The sequence below is a fragment of the Pseudoduganella guangdongensis genome, assembly GCF_009857475.1.
Lineage (GTDB): Bacteria > Pseudomonadota > Gammaproteobacteria > Burkholderiales > Burkholderiaceae_D > Rugamonas > Rugamonas guangdongensis.
The window spans coordinates 79,183-105,055 of sequence record NZ_WWCJ01000002.1; the positions used below are offsets into that span (position 1 = coordinate 79,183).

Genomic DNA, 25,873 nt, shown 5'->3' on the forward strand with positions numbered 1-25,873 from the left:
GGGTTTAGTCCTGTAACGGGGCGAAGATTTGCTGCAAGTCTTCCTGCGTCAACGCCATCTTCTGCGATTCGCCTTCGGCCAGCACGGATTGCGCCAGGTCCGATTTCTTCTGCTGCAGCAGCTGGATCTTTTCTTCCAGCGTGCCTTTCGCGATCAGCTTGTAGACGAACACCGGCTTGTCCTGGCCGATACGCCAGGCGCGGTCGGTGGCCTGGTTCTCGGCCGCCGGGTTCCACCAGGGATCATAGTGGATTACCGTGTCGGCCGCCGTCAGGTTCAGGCCCACGCCGCCCGCTTTCAGCGAAATCAGGAAGATCGGCACCGCGCCTTGCTGGAAGGCCGCCACCTGGGCGCCGCGGTCGCGCGTTTCGCCGGTCAGGAGCGCGTACGGGATGTCGCGCGCTTCCAGCTCTTCCTCGATCAACTCCAGCATGGAAGTGAATTGCGAGAACACCAGGATCTTGCGCTTCTCTTCCAGCAAGTCCTCGACCATCTGCATCAGGTCGATCAGCTTGGCCGAGCCGGTGGCCGCGGCCTTCTTGGTGGACTTCACCAGGCGCGGGTCGCAGCACACCTGGCGCAGCTTGAGCAGCGCCTCCAGGATCACGATCTGGGAACGCGCTACGCCCTTGCGGTCGATTTCCTCGCGCACTTTCTGGTCCATGGCCAGGCGCACGGTTTCGTACAGGTCGCGCTGCGGGCCCGAGAGTTCGACCTTGCGCACCATCTCGGTCTTGGGCGGCAGTTCTTTCGCCACGCCGTCCTTGGTACGGCGCAGCAGGAAGGGTTTGATGCGGCGGTTCAGCAGCATGCGGCGCTGCGGGTCGTCCTGGCGCTCGATCGGGTGGCGGAAGCTGCTGTTGAAGGTCTTCTCGTCGCCCAGCAGGCCCGGCAGCAGGAAGTGGAACTGCGACCACAGCTCGCCCAGGTGGTTTTCCAGCGGCGTGCCGGACAGGCACAGGCGGTGGCGTGCACGCAGCAGGCCGGCGCTCTGGGCCGCCTTGGAGCGGGTGTTCTTGATGTAGTGCGACTCGTCCAGGATCACCAGGTGGAAATCGTGCTCGCGCAGTTTTTCCTCATCGCGCGGCAGCAGGGCGTAGGTGGTCAGCACCAGGTCGGCTTTCGGGATTTCCTCGAACAGCTCGGCGCGGTCCTTGCCCTGCAACAGCAGCACTTTCAGGTCCGGCGCGAAGCGCGCGGCCTCGTCCTGCCAGTTGTTCATCAGGCTGGTTGGCGCGATGACCAGGGCCGGATGGTCCAGGCGGCCCGCTTCTTTTTCCACCAGGATGTGGGCGATGGTTTGCACCGTCTTGCCCAAACCCATATCGTCGGCCAGGATGCCGCCGAAGTTGTACTCGCGCAGGAACTGCATCCAGCTCAAGCCGTCGGTCTGGTAATCGCGCAGCGTGGCGCGCAGGCCGGCCGGGGTCGGCACGCGCTTGACCGAGGCGAACTGGTTCAGCTTGCGGCCCATGTCGCGCAGCTCTTCGCCGCCGCTCCACTGGAAGTCCACATTGCGCGCCAGCTCGTCCAGGCGTGCCGCGTCGAGCGAAGACATGCGCACCGCGTGGCGGATCTTCTCGCTGAAATACAGCTCGCCAATCGTGGCCAGGATTGGGCGCACGCGGTTCCAGGGCAGCGCCACGCGGGTGCCGTCCGGCAGGGCGGCCAGCATCTGGTCCGACTCGCCGTGCAGCGCCAGCGCTTTCGGGCCGAAGTCGTTGGGGAAATTGCGGATCATCTGCACCAGCACCGGCAGCAGCGGCACGCGTTCGCCGTTCACGGTGATGCCCAGCTCCAGGTCGAACCAGGCGCCGCCATTGTCCGTGGTCTCTTCCTCCACTTCGGCGTACCAATCATCCACCGCCACCATGTCGTAGCGGTACTTCGGCGATTTTTCCACGCGCCAGCCAGCGGCCAGCAATTCCTCGATGCCGGACTCGGCAAAGCGGATCCAGTCCGCCTGGTTGGCCAGCAGCAGGCCGCCGCGCACGCTCGACAGCGGCAGGGCGGTGGGCTTCCTGAAGCCCAGCTGGGTCAGGGTTTCCAGCGCCGCCGCCTCCAGTTCCTCGTTGCGCTGGATGATTTCGGTCACCTCGCCGCGCTGGCGCACCACGCGCTGCGAGGGGTCGAACGAGACGCGCTCGCCATCGTAGTCATAGGACAGCACGGCATAGTCGTTCCAGCGCTGCAAGGTGCCATCGGCCAGCTGGGCCGAATCGAGCACCAGGATCGGGCGCGGCTTGACGTCGGTGCGCACGCGCTGCGGCAGCGGCTGCGGCAGCGGCATCAGCTGTTGCAAGCCGTGCGCCAGCAGCAGTTGCGAGACGCGCATCTTATCGTTCGGCATCAGCAGCGGCGCCTGCGCCACCAGGGCTTGCAGGTCGGCCAGCGGGATGGTGGTGCCGCCCTGGTTCAGCTGCAGCTCGCCGGTCGACAGGTTGTCGATATACCACGGCGGATCGGTCGGCAGCATGTAGTCGATCTGGTCGGCGCCGTGGTGCTTGGCGCCCTCCGGCACCTCCACTTGCCAGCCCAGGCGCAGGCCCTTGCCCTCTTCGCGCCAGGCCAGGTTGGCGTTGCGCAGCGGGCCCGGCTTCATTGGGTACACCAGGCCGTTGCCCACGTCCGACCAGGAATTGGCCCACAGCAGTTTTTCCTGCTGGGACAGCATTTGCAGCAGGGCCGCGCCAATCTTGCCGCGCGGCTCGGTCGCGCTGCCGGTCTGGGAATTGGGGCCGCTGCGCATGGCCACGAAGAAACGCACCAGGTCTTCATCGCCCGGCGCCAGGAAGGCCGGCGGGGCGGAGAGCAGGGAGAATACTTCGCTGACCGGGCTGGCGGCCGCCACGTCGCCGTTCGGCTTCAGGCGCGCCTTGTACAGGCACAGCGCCACATGGCGCCCGCCGCTGGTGGGCGCCAGCACGTAAATGAGTTTGTAGCTCGTCTGTTTCGGGTCGATATCGACCGGGGCCAGTTTAGGCTTGGGATGCGCGGCTGCATCCACCCTCTGCAACCACGTCGCCACAGCATAGGGAAGCTGGTTGGGCGGAGCGGTGGGCGCAGGGGCCGGTGCGACTGGAGTTTCGCGGAGTTCGTCGCGGGTAATATCCATTGGGCGCATTCTTTTAAATCAGCGGTTCAAAAACAGCAACATGCAATATTATCCGCCTTCCACCGTTTCGTGTTTGTGAAAATCCTAACTTAGCGCAACTAGAGGCAGGACGGGCAACATTAACTAATTAATAATAATCTATTCCGACGCCCTGTGGCGTTGTATGATTTCGGCCTTCACCGTTTGGGAACACCGTCATGCTGCCTTCTATCGAACAACGCCTCGCCCTTGAACTGGCCGCCAAACCGGCCCAGGTCGCCGCCGCCATCGCCCTGCTGGACGAAGGCGCCACCGTCCCGTTTATCGCCCGCTACCGGAAAGAAGCGACCGGCGGCCTGGACGACATCCAGCTGCGTGCCCTGGACGAGCGCCTGCGCTACCTGCGCGAGCTGGAAGACCGCCGCGCCGCCATCCTCGCCTCGATCACCGAGCAGGGCAAAATGACGCCGGAGCTGCTAGATGCCGTCACCCACGCGGAAGACAAGACCCGCCTGGAAGACCTCTACCTGCCGTACAAACCCAAGCGCCGCACCAAGGCCCAGATCGCCATCGAAGCCGGCCTGGCGCCGCTGGCCGAAGGCTTGCTGGCCGATCCGACCCTCAATCCGGAAACCGAAGCCGCCAATTATCTGCGCGAAGCCTTCGAGACCGCCGACGGCAAGAATGCCGGGGTGCCGGACGCCAAGGCCGCCCTGGACGGCGCCCGCCAGATCCTGATGGAACGCTTCGCCGAAGACGCCACCCTGCTGCAATCCTTGCGCGAATATGTGCAAGAGCATGGCGTAGTTGAGTCCAAAGTTGTTGACGGAAAACAAGAAGAGGGCGAAAAGTTCGCCGATTACTTCGATTATTCCGAGCCGTTGGCCGCCGTGCCCTCGCACCGCGCCCTGGCACTGTTGCGCGGACGCCGCGAAGGCATGCTGGACGTGACCCTGCGGTTGGACTCGGAAGAGGAAAAACCGAAGTGGGATGCGCCGCACAACCCCTGCGAAAGCCGCATTTCGGCCCGGTTCGGCATCAAGCAAGCCGGCCGCCCGGCCGACAAGTGGCTGGCCGACACCGTGCGCTGGACCTGGCGCGTGAAATCCTTCATGCACCTGGAAACCGAGCTGATGGGCGCGCTGCGCGAAAAAGCCGAGCTGGACGCCATCAACGTCTTCGCTACCAATTTGAAAGCCTTGCTGCTGGCCGCCCCGGCCGGCCCGCGCGCCACCATGGGCCTGGACCCCGGCCTGCGCACCGGGGTGAAAGTGGCGGTGGTCGACGCCACCGGCAAGGTGGTGGATACCGCCACCATTTATCCACACCAGCCGCGCAATGACTGGCACGGCGCGCTGCATACCCTGGCACAGCTGGCCGCCAAGCACAATGTCTCGCTGGTTTCCATCGGCAACGGCACCGCCTCGCGCGAAACCGACAAGCTGGCGCAGGACCTGATCAAGCAATGCCCGGAGCTCAAGCTGACCAAGATCGTCGTGTCCGAGGCTGGCGCGTCCGTGTATTCCGCTTCCGAATACGCCTCGCGCGAACTGCCCGAGCTGGACGTCTCGCTGCGCGGCGCCGTCTCGATCGCGCGCCGCCTGCAAGACCCGCTGGCCGAACTGGTCAAGATCGACCCGAAATCGATCGGCGTCGGCCAATACCAGCACGACGTCTCGCAAACCCAGCTGGCGCGCTCGCTGGACGCGGTGGTGGAAGACTGCGTGAACGCCGTTGGCGTCGACGTCAACACCGCCTCCGCCCCGCTGCTGGCGCGCGTGTCCGGCCTGTCCGCCAGCGTGGCCCAAAGCATCGTCACCTACCGCGACCTGAAAGGCGCCTTCGCCTCGCGCGCCGCGCTGAAGAGCGTGCCGCGCCTGGGTGACAAGACGTTTGAGCAAGCCGCCGGCTTCCTGCGCGTGATGGGCGGCGAGAACCCGCTCGACGCCTCCGCCGTGCACCCAGAGTCCTACCCGGTGGTGGAAAAGATCCTGGCCGATATCCAGAAGGATGTGCGCGGCGTGATCGGCGAAAGCAAGCTGCTGAAGAGCCTGTCCCCGGCCAAATACGCCGATGAGAAGTTCGGCGTGCCGACCGTGACCGACATCATCAAGGAACTGGAAAAGCCGGGCCGCGACCCGCGTCCCGAGTTCACCACCGCCACCTTCAAGGAAGGCGTGGAAGAGATCAGCGACCTGCGTCCGGACATGATCCTGGAAGGCGTGGTGACCAACGTGGCCGCCTTTGGCGCCTTCGTCGACATCGGCGTGCACCAGGACGGCCTGGTGCACATTTCCGCCCTGTCCAACACCTTCGTCAAAGACCCGCACTCGGTGGTGAAAGCCGGCCAGGTGGTGAAGGTGAAAGTGCTGGAAGTGGACGTCAAGCGCAAGCGCATCGCCCTCACCATGCGCCTGAACGACAGCGCCCCGGCCGCCGGCGCGCGCCCCGAGCAGCGCGGTGACCGCAACGACCGCCGTGCCATGGGCCAGCAGCAGAAGCAGCAGTCACGCGAACCCGCAGCCCAAGGTTCCATGGCCGCCGCCTTCGCCAAGCTGCGCGGCTAAAAATTCGGGGTCAGATTTCTTGCATGCGGCGCCAGATGCGCAGGGAGGCATAGGCGCCGATAGCGAAGCAGCCGAGACCCATGGCGATGATGCTGCCGGCGGCGATCGCGGGCTTGCCGCCGGCCGCCAAGTCTTGCCATAAGCCGCGGTCGACTAGGGTTAGCGACAGCAAGGGCAGCGTGGTGATGCCAAATGTCGTCAGCAAGGCGCGGTACTTGTTGCGCAGCGAGACGCGGTCGGTGAAGATTTCTGCCTGCTGCCCGGCTGGGGCCGCCTTGCGCCAACATAGCCAGCCGCCAGGGATATCCCCCACCAGGCTCCAGCCGGCGTCACTGAACAGCTGGCGGTAGTCGCGCTTGCCGCCGTCGCTCTGGAAGTCCCAGCGGTAGCTGATCTCGCCAGGTGCGCCGACATCGAAGCGGTGCAACAGGCCCAGCATCGAGACGCTGCGCAGGTGCAGGCCGCGCCGCGATTGCGCGGTCAGCCACTCTTCATGCTCACGGTCTTGCCAGGCCCACCACAGCTTGAACTTCCACACGTCGTCCTTCATGTTTCCTCCTCAATGTAAGTGTCTGCCGGACCTGACAGCGCGGCGCCAGCACTAAGTGCCGCCGCACCGCCCAGCCACAGCATCAGCTTGTACTTATGGCTGCGTCTGGCCGCCATATCCGTAAATGCTTCCGTACCGGCTTCCGCCGTTGGCTTGCACCAGCAAATGCAGGCCCTTGCGCGACATCTCCTGGAACCATTGCTCCTGCTCGGACGCGCGCCAGGGCGCAGCAAAGCACCATTTTTTGACAATCATGCTTGCTCCTGCCGGGCCAGCGCTGCGCGCGCGCCCTGTACCATGATTTCCAACCGGCGCACCTGCTCGGCCAGCACCTCCTTGCCCAAATCGGTCAAGGCGTAGATCTTGCGGCGGTCTTCTTCGGCCACCTTGATGATCAGCTTTTGCTTTTCCAGCGTGTTGAAGGCGCCGTACATCGTGCCCGGGCCAATCGTGACGCTGCCGCCACTCATGGCTTCGACCTTCTGCATGATGGCGTAGCCGTGCGAGGGCTGGTCGAGCGCTGCCAGCATGTAAAAGCTGGCTTCCGACAGGGGCAGGTATTTTGAGTAGTCCATATATCGAGCAACGCTATATCGAGTGTCGATATAGTCGCATCGAACATGACCTGTGTCAACTGGCAAATCACCAAACCTTGGTAAAATGGTGGGATTCCAATCCTTTAGCTGTGAGAGTGCAATGAGCGACGTACAAACCTGGATCAAAGAAACCGTGACCAATACCCCGGTCGTGCTGTTCATGAAGGGCACCGCCCAGTTCCCGCAGTGCGGCTTCTCCGGCCGCGCCATCCAGATCCTGAAAGCTTGCGGCGTCGAGAATATCGCCACCGTAAACGTGCTGGATGATCCGGAAGTGCGCCAGGGCATCAAGGAATACTCGAACTGGCCAACCATCCCGCAGCTGTACGTGCGCGGCGAGTTCATTGGCGGCTCCGACATCATGTCCGAGATGTACGAATCCGGCGAACTGAAGGCCCTGCTGGACAACAATGGCTGATCGCCCGCAGCGGCTGGTCATCGCCATCACCGGCGCCACCGGCGCCGTGTATGGCGTGCGGCTGCTGCAACATCTGCGCAGTATCGACGGCGTCGAAACGCATTTAGTGGTGTCCGACGCCGCCGTCCTGACCCTGCACCAGGAAACCGGCCTGCAGCGCAAGGAAGTCGAAGCGCTGGCCGATGTCGTCCACAAGCAAAACAATATCGGCGCATCCATCGCCAGCGGCTCTTTCCAGGCCGACGGCATGGTGATCGCCCCCTGTTCGATGAAGACCCTGGCCTCTGTGGCGCATGGCCTGTCGGACAACCTGATCGCGCGCGCCGCCGACGTCATGCTGAAGGAGCGCCGCCGCCTGATACTGATGGTGCGCGAAACGCCGTTCAACCTGGCGCACCTGCGCAATATGACGGCCGTCACCGAAATGGGCGGCATTATCTTCCCGCCCCTGCCCAGCTTCTACCACCTGCCGCAAAGCATCGACGAGATGGTCGACCACACGGTCGCGCGCGTCATCGATTTATTCGGCCTATGTCACAATCTGGCCCCTCGCTGGACTGGCATGAATCCCTGAAAACATGCGCCCTGAGGGGCTGCTGTATCATTCCCGTTACAAAGTGGTATGGTCGTTTGTGACATGGCGCGCGGCCATGGCAGGCGCTGAAAACACTATCGCCCGGCCTCCTGCTGCAGGGTGCCGGGCGACTGTGCGCCGGTGAAGTCCGGAAAGGCGTGCGAAGCGCCGCTTGCCCTGCTTTGCGCAGGACAAAATAGTGTCGAATTGTTACTTTTGGTAGTTGATCCTGACAAGCATGCGAATAAATTCACGTGCGATTTGCTTGTGATGGTCGTCCAGCCGTTGCAAATCAGCGATCAATTTCACATCGGCCGACTCGAAACGGGTCAGGTTATTACCGTTCGTTTCGCCATTGTGGTGCTCGCCTTCCTCACCGCCAAAGCGCAGCCATTCCGCAGGTACGCCCAGCCATTGGGCGATCATGCGCAGCTTCTCCTGGGTCGGAATCGCCTCTCCAACCAGCCATTTGCGGGCTGCGTGGACCGTAATCGGTCTTCCCTCGAAACGGATGTTGAACTCCCGCGCCAACCGGGTTGGGCTGTCGGGGGAGTAGTGGGCGTTTTTTAAAGCCTGCTGGAGTCGCTGGCTAAAGCTTTCACGTTCGTTTGAAGAATTCATAGTTGCACTATTTCATGTCAGAACATGAATGTCAGTCTCTAGAACCATCAGACCAATTGTGACAAAGACGAATTACAACAATTAACAATTGGCACTACAGACTGTCCGATTTCCTACTCTGCGAGCCCAAATATTTTTCGGCATTTTCGGCCAAATCTAGCAGAATCAACTTGTCAGGACGACAAGCAATCGGAAACAACTTTCATTATGGAAGTTGATTGGCGACCACAAACCCTGGATGGGAGTGTTGCCAGCCGGTCGGCTGGTATTACCGACCGGTGGTAACTTTTATGCTTTCATGAAGTGGATGATGCCGTCCTTGCCCATGTCCCGGCGCACGATACCATCGCGCCACAGCTTGTGCAGGTGGGCCAGCGCCTCGCCCAGGGCAAAGCTGAGCTGGTGGGCGTCGAGCGGGCGGCGGAACATGATTGGTACTATCTCGGCAGCCGAACGCGGCTGGTCGGTGCAGGCCGCCAACACCTCGGCCAGGCGCTGCGCATGGTGCTCGCGCAACTGGCCGATACGGGTGTGCAGGCCGCGGAAGGGGCGGCCGTGCGAGGGCAGCACCAACACGTCCGCCGGCAAGCCGGCAAAGCGCTCCAGCGAGTCGAGGTACTGCTGCAGGGGGTTGGCTTCCGGCTCGACCGCGAAGACCGACATATTGGTCGAGATGCGCGGCAGCACCATATCGCCCGACACCAGCACGTTCAGCTGCTCGCAGTAGAGCGCGGCATGCTCCGGCGAGTGGCCGAAACCGGTGATCACGCGCCAGGTGCAGGCGCCGGCCTGCAGCAGCTGTCCATCCTGCAGGCGCACATACGCGGTCGGCACGGCGGGCACCAGCGAAGGATAGTAGTTCTTGCGCGAACGCATTTTCTCCAGCATGTCCGGGTCGACCAGGCCGTGGCGCTCGAAATGCGGCACGGCGGACGGGCCGTCCACGCCCGGCAGGCCGGCCGACATCATGCGCGCGAAACCGTATTCGCCCGCCGTCATCCACAGCCGCACGCCGAAACGCTGGCACAGCCAGTCGGCCAGGCCCACGTGGTCGGGATGGCAATGGGTGGCGATTACGCGCTGCAGAGGCTGGCCGGCGAGCGGCCCGGCCAGCACCGCATTCCAGGCCTCCTTGCTGGCGTCCAGCGCCACGCCGCAATCGACCACGCTCCAGCCGCCCGCCTCGCGCAGCAGCCACAGGTTGATGTGATCGAGGGCAAAGGGCAGCGGCAGGCGCATCCACGCCACGCCGGGCGCGACTTCCAGGACAGTGCCGCTGGCCGGCAGGGTGTCGCCAAATGGATAGTCAAGCTGGGATTCGAGCGGATTCATAGGCTAGAATGTGGTTAACGTTACGTAAACGGAAGATCCATTGTAAGCCATGCCGACCTACACCATCACTGAACTGGCCCGCGAATTCGACATTACCCCGCGCGCCATCCGTTTTTATGAAGACCAGGGCCTCCTGGCGCCGTCCCGTGAGGGTGCTGGCGGCCGCAACCGCGTGTATACGCCGCGCGACCGTACCCGCCTCAAGCTGACCCTGCGCGGCAAGCGCATCGGCCTGTCGCTCAGCGAAATCAAGAGCCTGGTCGACATGTACGAGTCGCCCAAGGATACCGCCGCGCAGATGAACCGCTTCCTGGGCGTGCTGGCGCAGCACCGTGAAACGCTGGAACAGCAGCGCGAAGACATTGAAATGTCGCTGCAGGAAATCGGCACCCACGAGGAGGAGTGCCGGCGCCTGCTGGCCGCTCTTGCCGAGAAGCAAACCACGGCTGGTTGACGTTTACGTTAACGTAAGTCAGGCGTATCATTTACGCTTCACTACCCCACATTAGAATAGAGGAAGACATGCTCCATCTCCCAGGCCTGACCTTTGACCACGGCGAGGACATCGCCGCCCTGCGCGAAGCGGTACAACAGTTTGCCGCCGCCGAAATCGCCCCGCGCGCAGCGGAAATCGACCGCACCGACCAGTTCCCGATGGACTTGTGGCGCAAGATGGGCGAACTGGGCCTGCTGGGCATCACCGTCGGCGAGGAATACGGCGGCGCCAATATGGGCTACCTGGCCCACATCATCGCGATGGAAGAGATTTCGCGCGCCTCCGCCTCGGTCGGCCTGTCCTACGGCGCGCACTCCAACCTGTGCGTTAACCAGATCAAGCGCAACGGCACCGAAGAACAGAAGAAGAAATACCTGCCGAAGCTGATCTCCGGTGAGCACATTGGCGCGCTGGCCATGTCCGAGCCGAACGCCGGTTCCGACGTGGTATCGATGAAGCTGCGCGCCGACTTCAAGGGCGACCGCTGGGTGCTGAACGGCACCAAGATGTGGATCACCAACGGCCCGGACGCCGACACCCTGGTGGTGTACGCCAAGAATGACCTGGAAGCCGGCCCGCGCGGCATGACCGCCTTCCTGATCGAAAAAGGCTTCAAGGGCTTCTCCATCGCGCAGAAGCTGGACAAGCTGGGCATGCGCGGCTCGCACACCGGCGAGCTGGTGTTCGAGGACTGCGAAGTGCCGGCCGAGAACGTGCTGGGCGGCCTGGGCAAGGGCGTCAACGTGCTGATGTCCGGCCTGGACTTCGAACGCACCGTGCTGTCCGGCGGCCCGCTGGGCATCATGTCGGCCTGCATGGATGCCGTGGTGCCGTACGTGCACGACCGCAAGCAGTTCGGCCAGCCGATCGGCGAGTTCCAGCTGATGCAGGGCAAATTGGCGGATATGTATTCCACCATGATGGCCTGCCGCGCCTACGTCTACGCCGTGGGCCAGGCCTGCGACCGCGCCACCTCGCCGGAGCAGGTGCGCGCGCTGCGCAAGGACGCCGCCGGCGCCATCCTGTACTCGGCCGAGAAGGCGACCTGGATGGCCGGCGAGGCGATCCAGACCCTGGGCGGCAACGGCTACATCAACGAGTACTCGGTCGGCCGCCTGTGGCGCGACGCCAAGCTGTACGAGATTGGCGCCGGCACCAGCGAAATCCGCCGCATGCTGATCGGCCGCGAACTGTTCGCCGAGACCAAGTAAGCAAAGCCGCAAGGCCGCCATGATCCACGCCGCCTTCCCCAAGCTGCTGTCGTCGCAGATCGCGTTCGACATCGCACGCACCATCCGCGAGGGGTTCGACAAGCACTACCGCCTGTTCCGCCAGGCGGCGCAGGCGGCCAAGCGGCATTTCGAGCAAGGCGACTGGGCCGTGGCCCAGGTCGCGGCGCGCGAGCGGATCGACTTTTACGACAAGCGCGTGCAGGAATGCGTGCAGATGCTGGAGGACGAGTACGACCCGTCCGAGCTGACCGATGAAGTGTGGCGCGAACTCAAGCTGCACTACATCGGCATGCTGACCGGCCACAAGCAACCGGAGCTGGCGGAGACCTTCTTCAACTCGGTCTGCTGCAATATGCTGCACCGCTCCTACTTCAACAACGAGTTCATTTTCGTGCGCCCGGTGATCTCCACCGAGTACATTGAAACGGCGGAAGCAGCGCCCATCTACCGCGTCTACTATCCGGCCAAGGACGGCCTGACCTTCACGCTCAAGCGCATCGTCACCAACTTCCAGCTGGCCACGCCGTTTGCCGACCTGTCGCGCGATATCGGCCTGGTGGAGGCACGCCTGGCCAGCCTGTTCGGCGAGCTGGAACCGAATGCCCAGGTGCAGGTGCTGGCCAGCCTGTTCTTCCGCAACAAGGGCGCCTACATTGTCGGCAAAGCCGTCAACGGCAGCCGCGAGCTGCCCTTTGTCATCCCCATCCTGCACAATAAGAACAAGCAGCTGGTGCTGGACGCGATCCTGACCGAGGACGAGCACATCGTGACGCTGTTCTCGTTCACGCGCGCCTACTTCATGGTCGATATGGAAGTGCCGTCGGCCTATGTGCAATTCCTGCGCAACCTGATGCCGCGCAAGCCGCGCAGCGAGATCTACACCATCCTCGGCCTGCAGAAGCAGGGCAAGAACGCCTTCTACCGCGACTACCTGCAGCACCTGAAGCACTCGTCCGACCTGTTCACGATCGCGCCCGGCATCCGCGGCCTGGTGATGCTGGTGTTCGCGCTGCCGTCCTTCCCCTATGTGTTCAAGGTGATCAAGGATTTTTATCCGGCGCCCAAGGACACCACGCGCGAGCAGATCAAGAGCAAGTACCTGCTGGTCAAGCACCACGACCGCGTAGGGCGCATGGCCGACACGCTGGAATACTCCAACGTCGCCTTCCCGCGCCACCGCTTCTCCGACGAGCTGGTGAAGGAGCTTAAACACTTCGCGCCCTCGCTGGTGGAGGAAGAGGGCGAGCAAATCGTGATCCGCCACCTGTACATTGAACGGCGCATGGTGCCGCTGAATATGTGGCTGTCGCATGCCGACGAAGTGGGCGACGATGCGGCGCTGGAGCACGGCATCGTCGAATACGGCAACGCCATCAAGGACCTGGTGGCCGCCAATATCTTCCCGGGCGACATGCTGTACAAGAATTTCGGTGTCACCCGTCACAAGCGTGTCGTTTTCTACGACTACGATGAAATTGAATACCTCACGGACTGCAACTTCCGTGTGATTCCGGCGCCGCGCAACGAGGAGGACGAAATGTCCGCCGAGCCGTGGTACCCGATTGGCAAGCACGACGTATTCCCCGAGCAGTTCGGCAATTTCCTGCTGGGGAACGAGAAAATCCGACAATATTTTATGAAGCACCACGCCGATCTGCTGACCCAGTCCTGGTGGGCCGGGAAGAAGGAACGGATCGCCAGTGGTGTCATCGAGGACGTGTTTCCCTACCCTCAGCACGTCCGGTTCTGCAACCAAAGCCGGCCGCCATCGGCGGCGGCCCCCCTGACACCATCCCTTTTGGAGACCTTTGAAAATGAATGACCCTATCGTAATCGTCGGCGCAGCCCGCACCCCAATGGGCGCCTTCCAGGGCGACTTTTCCAGCCTGAGCGCGAACGACCTGGGCGCCGTGGCCATCAAGGCCGCCGTCGAGCGCGCCGGCATCAAGCCGGAAGCGGTGGAGCACGTCTACTTCGGCAACTGCCTGATGGCAGGCCAGGGCCAGGCCCCGGCCCGCCAGGCAGCGATCAAGGCCGGCCTGCCGGTATCGGCCGGCGCCGTGACCCTGTCCAAGATGTGCGGCTCCGCCATGCAGGCGGCCATCTTCGCCTACGACAGCATCAGCGCCGGCAGCGCCGAGGTGATCGTGGCGGGCGGCATGGAATCCATGACCAACGCCCCGTACCTGATCCCGAAGGCACGCGGCGGCTACCGCATCGGCCACGGCATGATGTTCGACCACATGATGTACGACGGCCTGGAAGACGCCTACACGCGCGACCCGAAGACCGGCGCCGGCCGCTCCATGGGCACCTTCGCCGAGCAATGCTCGAGCGCCTACAAGTTCACCCGCGAAGCGCAGGACAACTTCGCCATTGAATCGGTAAAGCGCGCGCAGGCAGCGCAAGCCTCCGGCGCCTTCGCCTGGGAAATCGCCCCGGTGACCGTCTCCGGCCGCGCCGGCGACGTGGTGATCGACAAGGATGAAGGCCCGCTGAAAGCCAAGATCGATAAGATCCCGGCGCTGAAGCCAGCTTTCGCCAAGGACGGCACCATCACCGCAGCCTCCTCCTCCTCGATCAACGACGGCGCCGCAGCCCTGGTGCTGATGCGCGAATCGACCGCCAAGAAGCTGGGCGCCAACGTGATCGCCAAGATCACCGGCCACGCCACCAACTCCCTGGTACCGGAACAGTTCACCACCGCCCCTGTGGGCGCGATCCAGAAGCTGCTGGCCAAGACCGGCTGGAAAGTCAGCGACGTCGACCTGTTCGAGATCAACGAAGCCTTCGCCGCCGTCCCGATGGCAGCGATGCACGACCTGGACATCCCGCACAGCAAGGTGAACGTGCACGGCGGCGCCTGCGCCCTGGGCCACCCGATCGGCGCCACCGGCGCGCGCATCATCACCACCCTGATCGGCGCCCTGAAAGCCAAAGGCGGCAAGAAAGGCGTAGCGGCACTGTGCATCGGCGGCGGCGAAGCCACCGCCATGGGCATCGAGCTGGTCTAAGCACGATGGCGCTCGCACTCGTCATCGGCGCCTCGCGCGGCATCGGCCATGAACTGGTTCGCCAGTACCTGGCCGACGGCTGGCGCGTGATCGCCACGGCCCGCAAGAAGGAAGATGTCGCCATGCTGGCCGAGATGGGTGCCGAAGCCCACAAGCTGGATGTCACGAATGTGGAAGCAGTCGCCGGCATGGGCTGGAAACTGGATGGCGAAGAGCTGGATGTCGCCATCCTGAACGCCGGCATTTATGGCCCGCGCAGCGACGGCTTCCCGATGCAGACGGATTTTGACGCCGTCATGCACACCAATGTGCTGGGCGCGATGCGGCTGCTGCCGATCCTCGCCCCGCTGGTGTGCGCCGCACGCGGCAAGCTGGCCGTGATGTCCTCCCGCATGGGATCTTTAAGCGAGCGCAATGGCAGCAGCGGATCGCTATACCGCGCCAGCAAAGCCGCACTGAACTCCGTGCTGATCGACACCGCCCACCAGTTCGCCAACAAGGGCGCCACCTTTGTCGCCCTGCACCCGGGCTGGGTCCGCACCGACATGGGCGGCGACAGCGCCACTTTATCGGTTGAAGACAGCGCCAGCGGCATCCGCCGCGTGCTGGCCGAGCTTCCCCCCTCCGAACAACCCGTCTACCGAGACTACGACGGCACCAATATCGGCTGGTAACAAATGTCCACTTTGGGGTCAGGAACAAAAGTGGACATTTGTTGCAGCAAAGCAGAAAGATAACAATGATCCTTAACGAACAACATGAAATGATCCGCGACGCGCTGCGTACGTTTTCGCAGGAGCGCCTGGCGCCCAACGCGGCACGCTGGGACAAGGAACACCACTTCCCGAAAGAAGAGCTGAAAGAGCTGGCGGCGCTGGGCGCCTTCGGCGTGGCGGTGCCGGAAGAATTGGGCGGCGCGGGCCTGGATTATGTTTCGCTCGCGCTGGTCCTGGAAGAAATCGCCGCCGGCGATGGCGGCACCTCCACCGTGATCTCGGTGAACAACTGCCCGGTATGCAGCATCGGCATGATGTACGCCAATGAGCAGCAAAAGCAGCAGTGGCTGCGGCCCCTGGCGCAAGGCGAAATGCTGGGCGCCTTCGCCCTGACCGAGCCGCATACCGGCAGCGACGCCGCCGCCCTGCGCACCAGCGCCACCCGCGATGGCGACGACTACATCATCAACGGCACCAAGCAGTTCATCACCTCCGGCAAGCATGCCGACGTGGCGATCGTATTCGCGGTGACCGACAAGGCCGCCGGCAAGAAAGGCATCAGCGCCTTCTGGGTGCAGACCAGCGCGCCGGGCTATATCGTGGCCGGTATCGAGCACAAGATGGGCCAGCACTCGTCCGACACCGCGCAAATCCTGTTTGAAAACTGCCGCGTACCGGCCGCCAACATGATCGGCGAACCGGGCCAGGGCTACAAGATCGCCCTGTCCGGCCTGGAAGGCGGCCGCATCGGCATCGCCTCGCAATCGGTCGGCATGGCGCGTTCCGCCTTTGAAGCCGCGCTGAAATACGCGCGCGAACGCGAATCGTTCGGCAAGCCGATCTTCGAGCACCAGTCGGTGCAGTTCAAGCTGTCGGAAATGGCGATGCAGCTGGAAGCTGCGCGCCAGCTGATCTGGCACGCCGCCTCCCTGAAAGACGCCGGCCAGCCCTGCCTGAAGGAAGCCGCGATGGCCAAGCTGTTCGCCTCCGAAATGGCCGAGCGCGTCTGTTCCGACGCCATCCAGATCCACGGCGGCTACGGCTACACCGCCGACTTCCCGGTCGAGCGCATCTACCGCGACGTGCGCGTGTGCCAGATCTACGAAGGCACCAGCGATATCCAGAAACTGCTGATCGCCCGCGCACTGTAAAGCAACTCGGGGTCAGGTCTGGCTTCTAAGGAGCTTTGGCACGTTTTGTCCGATTGCCAGACCTGACCCCGAATTTCACTAGATGTATCGCTTTGTCGGATTTCAAGTGCATATGTGCCGTAAGGTTGTAGCTCTTATAAAATGTCCGCCACAAGGAGATAGTCATGGTTCATGTGATGTTGGTGGAAGACGATGCGCGCCTGGCCGAGCTGGTCACGGAGTATTTGGCGGGCTATGAGTTCAAGGTGGATGTGGTGCCACGCGGGGATGAGGCGCTGGCGCGCTTTAAGGCCGCCAATCCCGACATCGTGGTGCTGGACCTGATGCTGCCGGGGATGGATGGCATGAAGGTCAGCCAGCAAATCCGCGAAGTCAGCGATGTGCCGATCCTGATCATGACCGCGCGTGAGGATTCTTACGATGAAGTGTCGCTGCTGGAGCAGGGCGCGGATGATTTCATCAACAAGCCGGTGCAGCCGCGCGTGCTGCTGGCGCGCCTGCGTGCCCTGCTGCGCCGCCGCCAGGGCAAGCCGGAGGCGGACCTGCTGAATTTCGGCCAGTTGAGCATCGCGACCAGCGATCGTTCGGTCTCCTGGCGCGGGCAGCCTTGCCCGCTGTCGAACACGGAGTACAAGCTGCTGCTGGTGCTGGCGGAATCAGCCGGTACCGTGCTGTCGCGCGATGCGCTGCTGAAAACCATGCGCGGGATCGAGTTCGATGGGCTGGACCGCAGTATCGATAACAGTATCTCCAAGCTGCGCCGGAAGTTCGATGATGCGGATGGGGAGAAGATTAAGACTGTTTGGGGCGAGGGCTATCTCTTTTCGCCCTCGGCTTGGGGCTAGAACCCTACTCGAAGAGCGGGGCGATGGCGAGCGGGGTGTTCTGGCTGACGACCTGGCCTTGCACCGACCAGTCGGCAAAGCGGTAGGTGGCGGTGCGGTAGCTGCCCACGGTTTCGCCTTCGAACGCGGGGCCGTCCACCACCGGCAGCGGCGCTTCGCGCTGGCCGAATTTCACCTGCACCAGGGCGTCGGCGCGGTTGACGAACACGAAGCGCACGCCGCTGCATTTCTTCGCTCCATAGGAAGCATCCACATAGCGCTGGTAGGCCAGCGCCTGTTCGCAGGCCGCGCGCAGGTCGGCCGATTCGTAGACGCCGTCGTTGCGCGCCATGATCGACACGCGCGGCAGGAAGCGGTAATGCAGCAGCTTGCGGTTCAGCGCCAGCACGGCGTTGTCGTCGTAGGCCGCCTTCAACAGCGGGAACACGGCGCGGCCGGCCGCATCCAGCGGCAGGTTCAGTTGCGTGTTCTTGCCGGTCAGCGTCAGGTGCAGGCCGTCCAGTGTCCCGGAGGCGTCACGCGGGCTGACCTGGTAGTGGATCTGCAGGAAATGCTTCGGTTTGCCGTATTTGGCGAACACCACCATCTGCTTATAGGCGTCACGGTAGCTGACCCACTCCTCCTGCGCCTGGACGGCACAGGACACCACCGCCAGGCACAGGGCCGGCAGCGTGGTGCGGAGCAAGGTCATGGTCTTCATCAGAATCGGTAAGCCAGGGCAGTGGAAACGGAAACATTGGTAGCCCGCTCTACCAGCGGGCTGGCTTTGGCATCGCCTGCCAGGCGGTTGACATGCACGCCCGAGGTCAGGATCCAGCTCGGGCTCAGCGCCCAATTCCAGCGTGCGCCAAGGCGCACGTCCTGCACGCCGCCGCCCGGACGGTAGTGGCCCAAGCGGGTGCGTTCGCCTTCCGCCTTGGTCAGGCCGAACCAGGTCTGGTTGTGCGCGCTGTTCACCAGCGAGACGCCGGCGGAAAGCACCACCGTATGGTGCGGCGCCACGTCTTCCATCATGTATTGCAGCGAAGTGTGCAGGCGCGCGCCGTTGTGGTCCTGGCCGGCGCCATAGGTCAGGTTATTGGTCAGGCGCAGCTTGGGCGTCAGGTAGTAGTTCAGGAAGCCGCCATAGGTCAGGCGGCGTCCGATCACGTCCATACCCGACAGCTTATTGGCGCGGGCCACCCGGTCGTCGCCCGGCACGATGCCGCCCGGCTGTTCGCCAGTGATGGAGGCATGCGTGTTCGATGCCTCGCCCATGCTGCCCACACCCTGCGACAGGCCATCCTTGTCGCGGCGCGGGGCCATGGACAGCAAGGGGCCGAATTCCAGCGACGGCGTCTGCGACAGGTGCATGCCGACCGTGGTGCCGGCGATGAAAATGCCATTGCTCCATTGGACCTGCAGTACCGGCAGCGGCAAGGTGCGGTTGTCGCGCGCACCATCGAAACGCGGCACGTTCTGGACGCCCACGCCAATATACATATCCCGGCTGCCGTCAGGCATCGGGTTGGTGGCCGGTGTTTGCGCAGCTGCCGTGCCGCAAACGCCTGCGAGGGCGAGGAACAGGTACTTTTGCATATGAAACGTCAACGTGTGGGAATGTGCAATATTGTAAATGCATTACATTCCCACGCTGTTAATTCGTTCACCCCTTGATAAACTGGACCTTCCCGTCGATCCGGTCCAGCACGATCATCGTGGCCGGGAAGACGAATGCCTGGGTGCAAGCTGCGCCTTCCGGCGGCGTGCTCAGGTGGTAGTTCACCAACAACGTTTCGCCGCCAAACGTGACTTTGTCGAGGACCAGGTCGATGCAGCCGTTCGGGTAGCCGCCGGCGGCAATGGCGATCACCGTCTTGCGGTTGAAGTCGATAGCGGGCACGGCGGGCGGCGCGCTCATGCCGTCATGGGCCGCGCTCCAGAACTTGGCCAGGCCCGCCGCGTCGCGAATGACCAGTTCTTCCGGATTGCGCACGCCGCTGTATTGATTGTGCAACAACTTTTCAAAAGGCACCGGACCGTCTTTCGGACTGAATACGACATACTCGACTTTACGGCCGGTACCCAAGTCTGGCTTGTCCAGGTTGCGCACAATGGTCTCGATCAGGGAGCGCTGGCTCTCATCCTTGCACGAGGTGCGCGCGCCGGCAATGCTGTCGCTCACCGAGCATTGCTCGTTTTGCGGGGTCAGGCCGTACAGCACATGGTTGTAGGAGGCGTCCGCGCAATTGCCGGCCCGTTCCCAGAACACTTGCTTGCCGTCGATGACGTACAGGCGGTTGGCGAAGTCGGAACAACCGGCCGCGCGGGCCAGCTTGATGAATTCGTCCTTGGCAGGGGCGCCTGGCGCGGGCTCGCCCACGGCGATCTGGGAGCCGGTGCGGTTGGTATCCGTGGCGCTACCGCCACCACCGCAAGCGGCGAGGAACAAGGTCGCCACCAAGGCGCTGCAAGTTGCAAATTTGTTCATTGCCCAACCCTCCATTCGATAGGCTGATCTTAGGCAAGCCTGGCCACAAAATCCGCCGCAAGCTGTACGCTTTTTGTCGCAAATTTGTACGACAATCATCCTTCGTTGCTTGATTCTTATACAATGCCCGCAAATGAATCGCCTGTTCTTCCGCTTCTTCATACTGGTGATGCTGTCCATCAGTGCGGCGGCATTCATTGTCTATTTCTCAATTAATCGCCTGTTTGGCGATCCCCTCGACTCCATTGCGCGGCGCCAGGCCGCGGCCCAGATCTTCCTGTTGGAGCAATACATCGACCAGGCCCCGACCGACCAGTGGCTGGACCGGCTGAACAAGGTGCGCGAAGTGTCGGGGGTGCGTTTCGAGCTGGTGCCGCTGGGCGAGGTGCGCAAGCAGTTAAGCGGCGTGGATGCAGCGGGCTTCGAGCGCGGCGACGTGGTGCTGGATATCGGCCGCAAGGCCTTCTACCGGCGCGTCGACCTGTACGGCGAGCGCTATATCGGCAGCAATGAGGAGGCGCTGGTGGCGCAGGACCTGCCGCTCGATATCGGCTTCGCGCTCTCGATGGAGGCGGTACGCTACCTGATCGTGGCGCTGGTGCTGCTGATCCCGATCGCGGTCTGGTCGCGCGCCCACTGGCAGGGCTTGCAGCAGCTGTCCGACGTGGCCGACCGTTTTGGCGGCGGCGACCTGGCCGCGCGCGCCCACATGCAGCGGCGCGACAGCATTTACCCGCTGGCCGAGCGCATCAACCACATGGCCGACCGCATTGCGCGCCTGCTCGATTCGCAGCGCAACCTGCTGCATTCGGTAGGGCACGAAATCCGCACGCCGATCGCGCGCCTGGAATTTGCGCTGGAGTTGCTGCGCGACGCGGCGGAAAACCCGGCCCTGGACAAGCGCATCAACGCCATGGAAGGTGACCTGCGCGAGCTGAAAGAACTGGTCACCGAGCTGCTCGGCATGACCCGGCTCGACGCCGAACCGCATTTGCAGCGCCAGCCCTTCGACCTCAGCAGCGCGCTGGCGCACTGCCGCGACACCTTGCCGCCGGCCGAAGGCATGGTGCTGGAGATGGAGCTGCAGCCCGGCCTGGGCCAGTACAGCGGTGACCGGCGCCTGCTGGAGCGCGCCATCGGCAACCTGCTGCGCAACGCCCTGAAGTACGGCACGCGCACGGTGCGCCTGAGCGCCCTGCGCGGCATGGGCGCGCTGCAAGTGGTGGTGGAAGACGACGGCCCCGGCATTCCGGAACATGAGCGGGAACGCATCTTCGAGCCCTTCTACCGGCTGGACCGCAGCCGCGACCGCAACACCGGCGGCTTTGGCCTGGGCCTGTCGATTGCCAGCAAGGCCGTCGGCCTGCATGGCGGCACCCTGGAAGCCGGCAGCTCCAGCCTGGGCGGAGCACGCTTCACCATCACCCTGCCGCTGGCCTAGCAGGCCGTCTTGGTCTGCAGCCGGTGCGGCGGCTTATGCTGCTCACCGCGCAGCACGCGCTCGAATTCCGAAATCACCTGGGCGCCGAAGAGCAACAGCGTGGCGCCGATTTCCAGGCTGAACATGACCACGATGGCCGTGGTCATCGAGCCATAGACCAGGTTGACCTGGGACAGGGTGGAGAAATACCAGACCAGCACATGGCGCGCCACCTCCCATAGCGCCGTGGCCGTCACGCCGCCGATCAGGGCATGGGTCCAGGACAGGCGGCCCACCGGCATGACCAGGTAGATCGAGCTCAGCATGAGCACTTCCCCCGCCAGCCCCAGCATATACAGCAGCACGCCCGACAAGCCGTGCAGCGACCAGACATAGCCAAACAGGCGCACGCTCTCCTCGCCGATGACCTGCAGGCTGCCCGCCACCAGGGTCATAACCAGGGCGCCGACGCCCAGGATCAGGATGTAACAGTAAGGCAACAAGGCCGAGACAATGAAACGCCGCCGCCGTAAGGCCACCCGGTGCAGGAAGATCACGCACATCGCGTTTTCCAGCACGGTAAAGGCCAGCGAGCTAAAGAACAGCATCACCAGCACCAAGGCCCAGCCAACCAGTTCCCGGTGCGCCAGGAAATGGCCGACCTCCGCCACCACCGCCTGCGACTGGCCCGGGATCAGCCACTCCAGGTAGCGCCCGATAATCTGCAGCAGCTCCTGCTGCGGAATGACATGCGATAGCGCCACCACGACCAGCATCAGCAGCGGGACGATGGAGAGAAGCGAGTAATAGGCCACGGCGCCGGCCAGCAGCAAGCCCTGGTTCGCCCGAAAACCCCGCAAGCACTGGAGCGCGAAATCCAGAGGATGCGCCAGCACAAAGGCCACCGCCCTGTGCTTGAGCATACGCATCGCCCCATTCTACGCCGACATGTCAGATGACGGCGGGCTCGAGGAGGGTGAGGGTTTGGCGGAGGGTGTCGAGACGGGCGCGGATGCCCATGGGGAGCGTGAACTGGTGGCGGATGTGGCCGAAACTGTAGCCGGTTACTGCGGGGGCTTTCAGGGGCTTGAGGTGCTGGTCGGTGGTTTCATCCAAAGTGAGGGAGATGTCACTGTCCTGCGGGCCGCAGTTTTCACAAATGCCGAGCATGACGCCAGAGGCGTGCTGCAACCCTTGGTTGAGGTGCAATTGCATCAGCATGCGGTCGATGCGGTAGGGGGCTTCGTTGACCTCTTCCAGGAACAGGATGCCGCCTTTATAGTTGGCGGCGTATTCGGTGCCAACCAGGGCGCTTACCAGGCACAGGTTGCCACCGGTTAGTGGGCCTTCACTTACGCCGGGCACCACGGTTCTCAAGGCGAAATGTGGCTCGTCCAGCGCTTTGCGGCTGTTTTCCACGGCCATGGGGATGACGTATTCCGGCTCCGGGTGCATCAGCACATTCAGCAGGTGGGTGCTGGAGTAGTCGGATAAGGTGGAGGAGGCGACCGGGCCGTGGAAGGTGACCAGGCCGACCTTTTTCTGGATGGCAAGGTGCAGCGCGGTTATGTCGGAGTAGCCGAGCAAAATCTTGGGGTTGCGCCGGATCAGCTCGTAGTCCAGGTGGGCCAGCAGCTGGATACAGCCGGAGCCGCCCCGAATGGCCCAGAGGGCCTTCACCTCGGGGTCGGCGAACATGGCGTGCAAGTCGTCCAGGCGCTGCTGCGGCAAGCCGCCGTAGTTGCCGTACACGGCGTCCAGGTTCCGCCCCAGCTTGACCCGGAAGCCAAGCGTTTCGATATTCTTGATGGCCTTGGCGATCGCGGTGGCGTCGGTGTGGCCGCCGGGGGCGATCAGGCCGATGGTGTCGCCCGCCTTCAGGCGCGGCGGTTTAATCAGCTTCATGGACTTCCTGGAAACAGGACGGCCGCCCGCCGCCACCGCTGCCGTTGCCGGCAAGGCGGTGGCAGCCAGGGCGGCCGCCACGATTCGGCCAAAACTGCGCCGATCAATCAAGTCAGAAGAACTTGTACTTGATGTTGAAAGCGAAGGAACGGCCACGGCCATCCGCGACGCGCGGGTCCCAACCGGCGCCCACCACTTCGTCCACATTGTGGGCGGTGAATGGCGGATCGGTGTCGAACAGGTTCTGGATGCCGGCGGTAATGGTGGTGTTCTTGAACCCGGTATACGTGCCCGAAACGCCGAAGATGCTGTAATGGCGCACCATCGGGTCAAAGCCTGGCGGCGGGGTGCCCTTGCCGCCGTTCGGTACCTGGTCGGCGTAGTGCGAGGCGAACTTGTTGGTGAACAACACGCTCCAGTCGCCGCGCGACACGCTCACGCTGGCGTTGTGCTTCCAGCGCAGGTAGACGTCGCGGGTGGCGAACTTGCCAACCTGCTCCTTGTAGGGCTGGCCTTCAAATTCGGCGAACTTGAAGGACTTCATCCAGGTGCCGTCCAGGGTGGCCACCGTCTTGTAGGTGCCAAGCTTGTAGTCGCCGCGCAGGCCGATATCCAGACCGCGGGTTTTCAGGCCGGCAGCGTTGATCCAGCCCGCTTCCACGTGATCGATCACGCCGGTCTGCGGGTTGCGGATGATGTATTCCTGCAGGAATTGCCAGTTGTTCAGCACCACTTGCGGGGTGCGGTTCAGGATGCGGTCCTGGATATTGATGGCCCAGAAGTCGAGCGAGGCGGTCAGGCCTTCCACTGGCGACACCACCATGCCCAGCGTGCCCTGCTTGGAGGTTTCCGGCTTCAGGTTCGGGTTGCCGCCGGTGTTGTAGTTCAGGCGCGGGATAGCGCAGAAAGCGGGATTGCCCGGGTTCTTGGCGCAACCTTCCTGGTCGATCACGCCGTTTGGCAGTTCCTGCGACAGGCGGCCGGCGTACAACTGGACGAAGCTCGGCGCCAGGAAGCCTTCCGAGGCGGAGCCGCGGAACATCAGGTTCTGGCTTGGCTGCCAGCGGAACGAAACTTTCGGGTTGGTGGTGGCGCCGATCACGGAGTAATCGTCGCGGCGCACGGCCAGTTGCACTTCCAGGTCTTTGAGAATCGGGATCAGCGCTTCGGCATACACGGCGCGGATATTGCGGCTCACTTCCTTCTGGGTCGCGTTGCCCGGCGCCAGCAGGATCTTGGTCGCATCGACGTCCTGCATGAACTCATAGGTCTCGCGGCGCAGGTCAACGCCAGCCGCCATCGAAACCGCGCCGGCCGGCAGCTGGAATACTTCGCCCGAGATTGCGCCATCCAGCTGGGTCATGGTGGTTTTGCCGTGCTGCAGGCGGCCGTAGAACTTGGTCGATTCGATCAGCTGCATCGCATCGGCAGTCTGGCTCTGGCCCGGCTGCAGCCATGGGTTGATCTTGCCGCTGCCGAGGGCGGCGTAAATCTTATCGGTCCAGCCGTAGCCGTCGATCAGGTCGGTCTTGGTGGTGCTCTGGGCGCGCGACAGGCCGACTTTATAGTCGTATTTACCGGCCAGCACACCTTCCAGGCCTACCAGGCCGCGCAGGTTTTCGGTGACGTTCTTCTGGGTGCGGTTGCCCCACGGGGTCGAGCGCCACTTGTAAATGATCGGCTTGGTCTTGTCGTAGCTCGGGATGTACTGCGTCATGTCCAGGTAGTACTGGCCGCCGACCGGGTAGGCCGCGCCATTGGCCAGGCTGGTGGAGATCTGGACCGGGGTCAGTTCGGCAGTCGCCTCGCTGCGCGAGCCCAGCAGTTCTGCGAACAGCTTGTGCTCAGGGCTCAGCTGGAAAGTCGCGCGCGATACGGCATTGGTACGTTCCACCGGGAAGCTGATCACATAGTCCGCGCCATAGTCATAGGCGCAGGAATACTTGGTGCGGGTCGGTGCCGTGACATCCTTCCACAGGTCGGTCACGTACTGCGACATGCCTTCGATCGAGTCGCACTTGCCCTGGAAGCTGAGCGGGTTGGCCTGCAGGTAGGTGGTGTTGTCACCGTTGACCTTGAAGCCCGTCCCCAGAGCCGTGCCAGCACCGGTCAGGATGTTGGCAAACGGAGTGCCGGTGGTATCCGGCGACAGGCCGCGCTCCGGCTGGTAGCCGTTGGCAAAGTCGCGCTGGCTGGAGGACAGCTTGTCGTTCACGTCGTGCGTCACGCTGGCCATGACATTCCAGCCCTGGTCGGCCAGGCTGCCCCAGCCGCCCAAGGCGGAGTAGCGGCGCTGCATGCCGCCGCCGGCTTCGGTGGCGTTGTAGCTGGCTTCCAGCTCCAGGCCGGTGTAATCGGTGCGCAGGATGAAGTTGACCACGCCGCCAATGGCGTCGGTGCCGTAAATGGCGGAGGCGCCGTCTTTCAGGATTTCCACGCGCTGGATGGCGCCCAGCGGGATCGAGTTCAGGTCGACCGCCTTGCCGGAGGCGCCGTGGTTACCCACGCGGCGGCCATTCAGCAGCACCAGGGTGGCGTTCGGGCCCAGGCCGCGCAGGGAGGCGAAGGAAGCGCCGCCGGAGACGCGGTCGGCATCGGCGCCGAACACGTTATTCCCGGAAGTCATATTGTCGGCGCCGGAGCCGTTGGCGGAAATCGTGCGCAGCAAGTCCTCGGTGCTGGTGATGCCGGCCTTCTTGATGGAGTCCATGGTGATGACCTGGACCGGAAGGGCGCCTTCGGCGGCGACACGCTTGATGCTGGAACCCGTGATCTCCACGCGCTGCATGGGTTGGGCAGCTTGCTGCGCCATGGCTGGGCTTACTACTCCGATGAGCGCAATCAGTTGCGCCAGCTTCTTTACCTTCACGGG

General features: G+C 63.4%; 23 protein-coding genes. 11 read left to right on the plus strand and 12 right to left on the minus strand.

Annotated elements, in window-relative coordinates:
* Positions 1-4: 4 nt before the first annotated feature.
* Positions 5-3,115 carry a DEAD/DEAH box helicase gene (locus GTP41_RS02885; RefSeq protein ID WP_161024061.1) on the minus strand — a complete coding sequence of 1,037 codons (3,111 nt, stop codon included), beginning with the start codon at positions 3,113-3,115 and terminating at the stop codon, positions 5-7.
* Between the two features lie 197 nt (positions 3,116-3,312).
* Here GTP41_RS02885 and GTP41_RS02890 point away from each other — a divergent pair, with 197 nt between their 5' ends.
* Positions 3,313-5,661, plus strand: coding sequence for a Tex family protein (locus GTP41_RS02890; RefSeq protein WP_161024062.1), 2,349 nt, complete (start codon positions 3,313-3,315; stop codon positions 5,659-5,661).
* Between the two features lie 10 nt (positions 5,662-5,671).
* On the opposite strand, the gene GTP41_RS02895 is transcribed toward GTP41_RS02890, so the two are convergent.
* The 3 genes from GTP41_RS02895 to GTP41_RS02905 all read right to left on the minus strand — a co-directional run bounded on the left by GTP41_RS02895 (position 5,672) and on the right by GTP41_RS02905 (position 6,786).
* On the minus strand, positions 5,672-6,211 hold the full coding sequence (locus tag GTP41_RS02895; protein ID WP_161024063.1) for a DUF2812 domain-containing protein: 540 nt from the start codon (positions 6,209-6,211) through the stop codon (positions 5,672-5,674).
* 93 nt (positions 6,212-6,304) lie between these two features.
* Positions 6,305-6,466 (minus strand): hypothetical protein, encoded by a 162-nt coding sequence (locus GTP41_RS02900; RefSeq protein ID WP_161024064.1) that lies wholly within the window; start codon positions 6,464-6,466, stop codon positions 6,305-6,307.
* Entirely contained in the window at positions 6,463-6,786 is a 324-nt protein-coding gene (locus GTP41_RS02905) for a PadR family transcriptional regulator (RefSeq protein WP_161024065.1), read from the minus strand. Before GTP41_RS02905 ends, GTP41_RS02900 begins: the two co-directional genes overlap by 4 nt.
* Before the next feature lie 121 nt (positions 6,787-6,907).
* Between GTP41_RS02905 and grxD the strand changes: the two genes are divergently transcribed.
* Positions 6,908-7,225, plus strand: coding sequence for a Grx4 family monothiol glutaredoxin (gene grxD / locus GTP41_RS02910; protein WP_057265627.1), 318 nt, complete (start codon positions 6,908-6,910; stop codon positions 7,223-7,225).
* The gene (locus GTP41_RS02915) at positions 7,218-7,799 is read left to right on the plus strand and encodes a UbiX family flavin prenyltransferase (protein WP_161024066.1); all 582 of its coding nucleotides are present in this window, start codon (positions 7,218-7,220) and stop codon (positions 7,797-7,799) included. Before grxD ends, GTP41_RS02915 begins: the two co-directional genes overlap by 8 nt.
* Before the next feature lie 210 nt (positions 7,800-8,009).
* On the opposite strand, the gene GTP41_RS02920 is transcribed toward GTP41_RS02915, so the two are convergent.
* Positions 8,010-8,420 (minus strand): hypothetical protein, encoded by a 411-nt coding sequence (locus GTP41_RS02920; RefSeq protein ID WP_161024067.1) that lies wholly within the window; start codon positions 8,418-8,420, stop codon positions 8,010-8,012.
* Positions 8,421-8,708: 288 nt separating this feature from the next.
* Positions 8,709-9,752, minus strand: coding sequence for an MBL fold metallo-hydrolase (locus tag GTP41_RS02925; protein WP_161024068.1), 1,044 nt, complete (start codon positions 9,750-9,752; stop codon positions 8,709-8,711).
* 49 nt (positions 9,753-9,801) lie between these two features.
* Here GTP41_RS02925 and GTP41_RS02930 point away from each other — a divergent pair, with 49 nt between their 5' ends.
* From GTP41_RS02930 to GTP41_RS02960, 7 genes are all read left to right on the plus strand, one after another.
* Entirely contained in the window at positions 9,802-10,206 is a 405-nt protein-coding gene (locus tag GTP41_RS02930) for a MerR family transcriptional regulator (RefSeq protein ID WP_161024069.1), read from the plus strand.
* A 68-nt stretch (positions 10,207-10,274) separates the two neighbouring features.
* Complete coding sequence (locus GTP41_RS02935; RefSeq protein ID WP_161024070.1) at positions 10,275-11,459, plus strand: isovaleryl-CoA dehydrogenase; 1,185 nt, start codon at positions 10,275-10,277, stop codon at positions 11,457-11,459.
* Positions 11,460-11,478: 19 nt separating this feature from the next.
* The gene (gene aceK, locus GTP41_RS02940) at positions 11,479-13,302 is read left to right on the plus strand and encodes a bifunctional isocitrate dehydrogenase kinase/phosphatase (RefSeq protein ID WP_161024071.1); all 1,824 of its coding nucleotides are present in this window, start codon (positions 11,479-11,481) and stop codon (positions 13,300-13,302) included.
* Positions 13,295-14,494, plus strand: coding sequence for an acetyl-CoA C-acyltransferase (locus GTP41_RS02945; protein ID WP_161024072.1), 1,200 nt, complete (start codon positions 13,295-13,297; stop codon positions 14,492-14,494). Before aceK ends, GTP41_RS02945 begins: the two co-directional genes overlap by 8 nt.
* A 5-nt stretch (positions 14,495-14,499) precedes the next feature.
* Entirely contained in the window at positions 14,500-15,168 is a 669-nt protein-coding gene (locus GTP41_RS02950) for an SDR family oxidoreductase (RefSeq protein ID WP_161024073.1), read from the plus strand.
* Between the two features lie 65 nt (positions 15,169-15,233).
* On the plus strand, positions 15,234-16,361 hold the full coding sequence (locus GTP41_RS02955; protein ID WP_161024074.1) for an acyl-CoA dehydrogenase family protein: 1,128 nt from the start codon (positions 15,234-15,236) through the stop codon (positions 16,359-16,361).
* A gap of 164 nt (positions 16,362-16,525) precedes the next feature.
* Positions 16,526-17,206: a response regulator gene (locus tag GTP41_RS02960; RefSeq protein ID WP_161024075.1), complete on the plus strand. Its 681-nt coding sequence runs from the start codon at positions 16,526-16,528 to the stop codon at positions 17,204-17,206.
* Positions 17,207-17,210: 4 nt separating this feature from the next.
* Here the strand turns inward: GTP41_RS02960 and GTP41_RS02965 are convergent, their stop codons facing one another.
* The 3 genes from GTP41_RS02965 to GTP41_RS02975 form a co-directional block, all read right to left on the minus strand.
* On the minus strand, positions 17,211-17,897 hold the full coding sequence (locus GTP41_RS02965; RefSeq protein WP_161024076.1) for a hypothetical protein: 687 nt from the start codon (positions 17,895-17,897) through the stop codon (positions 17,211-17,213).
* Between the two features lie 8 nt (positions 17,898-17,905).
* A complete protein-coding gene (locus GTP41_RS02970; RefSeq protein ID WP_161024077.1) occupies positions 17,906-18,784 on the minus strand; it encodes a MipA/OmpV family protein in 879 nt (292 codons plus the stop codon).
* Between the two features lie 67 nt (positions 18,785-18,851).
* Positions 18,852-19,676, minus strand: coding sequence for a hypothetical protein (locus GTP41_RS02975; protein WP_161024078.1), 825 nt, complete (start codon positions 19,674-19,676; stop codon positions 18,852-18,854).
* Between the two features lie 133 nt (positions 19,677-19,809).
* Here GTP41_RS02975 and GTP41_RS02980 point away from each other — a divergent pair, with 133 nt between their 5' ends.
* Positions 19,810-21,117, plus strand: a complete 1,308-nt coding sequence (locus GTP41_RS02980; protein WP_161024079.1) for an ATP-binding protein — start codon at positions 19,810-19,812, stop codon at positions 21,115-21,117.
* On the opposite strand, the gene GTP41_RS02985 is transcribed toward GTP41_RS02980, so the two are convergent.
* The 3 genes from GTP41_RS02985 to GTP41_RS02995 form a co-directional block, all read right to left on the minus strand.
* Positions 21,114-22,019 carry a YihY/virulence factor BrkB family protein gene (locus tag GTP41_RS02985; protein WP_161024080.1) on the minus strand — a complete coding sequence of 302 codons (906 nt, stop codon included), beginning with the start codon at positions 22,017-22,019 and terminating at the stop codon, positions 21,114-21,116. The two genes, GTP41_RS02980 and GTP41_RS02985, sit on opposite strands and share 4 nt — an antisense overlap.
* A 28-nt stretch (positions 22,020-22,047) precedes the next feature.
* Positions 22,048-23,001 (minus strand): S66 peptidase family protein, encoded by a 954-nt coding sequence (locus GTP41_RS02990; protein ID WP_229502718.1) that lies wholly within the window; start codon positions 22,999-23,001, stop codon positions 22,048-22,050.
* Between the two features lie 112 nt (positions 23,002-23,113).
* Positions 23,114-25,870: a TonB-dependent receptor gene (locus GTP41_RS02995; protein WP_161024082.1), complete on the minus strand. Its 2,757-nt coding sequence runs from the start codon at positions 25,868-25,870 to the stop codon at positions 23,114-23,116.
* Positions 25,871-25,873 lie beyond the last annotated feature (3 nt).

Coding starts and splice junctions, on each gene's coding strand:
- GTP41_RS02915 (WP_161024066.1), top strand. CDS start 7,218: ATGGCTGATCGCCCGCAGCGGCTGGTCATCGCCATCACCGGCGCCACC.
- GTP41_RS02920 (WP_161024067.1), bottom strand. CDS start 8,420: ATGAATTCTTCAAACGAACGTGAAAGCTTTAGCCAGCGACTCCAGCAG.
- grxD (WP_057265627.1), top strand. CDS start 6,908: ATGAGCGACGTACAAACCTGGATCAAAGAAACCGTGACCAATACCCCG.
- GTP41_RS02950 (WP_161024073.1), top strand. CDS start 14,500: ATGGCGCTCGCACTCGTCATCGGCGCCTCGCGCGGCATCGGCCATGAA.
- GTP41_RS02980 (WP_161024079.1), top strand. CDS start 19,810: ATGAATCGCCTGTTCTTCCGCTTCTTCATACTGGTGATGCTGTCCATC.
- GTP41_RS02970 (WP_161024077.1), bottom strand. CDS start 18,784: ATGCAAAAGTACCTGTTCCTCGCCCTCGCAGGCGTTTGCGGCACGGCA.
- GTP41_RS02965 (WP_161024076.1), bottom strand. CDS start 17,897: ATGACCTTGCTCCGCACCACGCTGCCGGCCCTGTGCCTGGCGGTGGTG.
- GTP41_RS02885 (WP_161024061.1), bottom strand. CDS start 3,115: ATGGATATTACCCGCGACGAACTCCGCGAAACTCCAGTCGCACCGGCC.
- GTP41_RS02890 (WP_161024062.1), top strand. CDS start 3,313: ATGCTGCCTTCTATCGAACAACGCCTCGCCCTTGAACTGGCCGCCAAA.
- GTP41_RS02975 (WP_161024078.1), bottom strand. CDS start 19,676: ATGAACAAATTTGCAACTTGCAGCGCCTTGGTGGCGACCTTGTTCCTC.
- GTP41_RS02960 (WP_161024075.1), top strand. CDS start 16,526: ATGGTTCATGTGATGTTGGTGGAAGACGATGCGCGCCTGGCCGAGCTG.
- GTP41_RS02945 (WP_161024072.1), top strand. CDS start 13,295: ATGAATGACCCTATCGTAATCGTCGGCGCAGCCCGCACCCCAATGGGC.
- aceK (WP_161024071.1), top strand. CDS start 11,479: ATGATCCACGCCGCCTTCCCCAAGCTGCTGTCGTCGCAGATCGCGTTC.
- GTP41_RS02935 (WP_161024070.1), top strand. CDS start 10,275: ATGCTCCATCTCCCAGGCCTGACCTTTGACCACGGCGAGGACATCGCC.
- GTP41_RS02930 (WP_161024069.1), top strand. CDS start 9,802: ATGCCGACCTACACCATCACTGAACTGGCCCGCGAATTCGACATTACC.
- GTP41_RS02925 (WP_161024068.1), bottom strand. CDS start 9,752: ATGAATCCGCTCGAATCCCAGCTTGACTATCCATTTGGCGACACCCTG.
- GTP41_RS02895 (WP_161024063.1), bottom strand. CDS start 6,211: ATGAAGGACGACGTGTGGAAGTTCAAGCTGTGGTGGGCCTGGCAAGAC.
- GTP41_RS02985 (WP_161024080.1), bottom strand. CDS start 22,019: ATGCTCAAGCACAGGGCGGTGGCCTTTGTGCTGGCGCATCCTCTGGAT.
- GTP41_RS02900 (WP_161024064.1), bottom strand. CDS start 6,466: ATGATTGTCAAAAAATGGTGCTTTGCTGCGCCCTGGCGCGCGTCCGAG.
- GTP41_RS02955 (WP_161024074.1), top strand. CDS start 15,234: ATGATCCTTAACGAACAACATGAAATGATCCGCGACGCGCTGCGTACG.
- GTP41_RS02905 (WP_161024065.1), bottom strand. CDS start 6,786: ATGGACTACTCAAAATACCTGCCCCTGTCGGAAGCCAGCTTTTACATG.
- GTP41_RS02990 (WP_229502718.1), bottom strand. CDS start 23,001: ATGAAGCTGATTAAACCGCCGCGCCTGAAGGCGGGCGACACCATCGGC.